At 35.7% G+C, this 894-nt stretch carries 1 protein-coding gene and 1 pseudogene; both read right to left on the bottom strand.

Annotated features, from left to right (window positions below):
• Positions 1 to 218: pseudogene (locus BACCELL_RS25575) on the bottom strand (RHS repeat domain-containing protein); the annotation flags it as partial.
• Between the two features lie 64 nt (positions 219 to 282).
• The coding region (locus BACCELL_RS25570; RefSeq protein ID WP_007215092.1) for an Imm65 family immunity protein at positions 283 to 894 on the bottom strand (612 nt) is incomplete at its 5' end.

The following is an 894-nucleotide window of genomic DNA, read 5'->3' as shown; positions in this document are numbered from 1 at the left end:
CTATTATTGTAGGCCGCAGTTGTAACTGCATCATTCACTGCTTTCGACCAATTACCGTTCAGCGTCAGTGTCAGATTGTCAATCGGGCCGTAGGTCGAAGCGCCCGTCCGTCCGTAGCGTTTCAGTCCAAAGATATTGCCGTTGTAACATCTCATGCCGTTCAAGCCGTCCGTATTGTAGAACAGAGAGGAGAATAAATATTCCCTGCCTCTACCCATATTTCGGAGTAAGAGACAGGGGATATCATACCAACAAAACCATCATTGAATCCTATAAATGAAATCAATTTGCATCCCATTCATTATAACTACCGTCTAAATCTTTCAGACTCTGCTTTATCCCCCTTCTATAAAGCCAATCTACAATATAAGAGCCATCTCTTATACTAATTCTTATACTAAAAAGGCCAAAAAAGTCACTATACGGAATGGAACACCTTGTATATGTTCCTTTTTCATTACAAAAGTAAAAAGTCGAGTCACGAAACAAATCGTATAATTTATCCCAAGGATTCTTTGTCAGCGATCTAAAGAAAGCAACATTATTCGCACTCTCAAAATAAAGATGCTGTGTTATCGTATCTACAATATTTAGTTTAAGTGTATCTTTTCCATTTAATACTGCAAAAAAGTCCTTATGTATACTATCTTTGTTTTCTTTAAAATACTCATCTAAAACATTGGAATAATATATTTCTCCATCAATGCGTTGGATATGATTAATAAATGTTCCTTTGGGAACATATGAAGTATCCACAACTAAAGAATATGAAGCCAATATAAAGCGTGGTAAATGAGTCGAATCATAATCTTCGAATGTATATTCCAAGAGTTGAGGAAAAGAATAATAACGATAAGTGAGGTAAGACTTATATGTTGCAGAAACTAAGGAATG

The sequence above is a fragment of the Bacteroides cellulosilyticus DSM 14838 genome (assembly GCF_000158035.1).
GTDB lineage: Bacteria > Bacteroidota > Bacteroidia > Bacteroidales > Bacteroidaceae > Bacteroides > Bacteroides cellulosilyticus.
The sequence above is the reverse complement of the archived record's forward strand: the minus strand, read 5'-3'. Positions and strand labels throughout refer to the sequence as shown.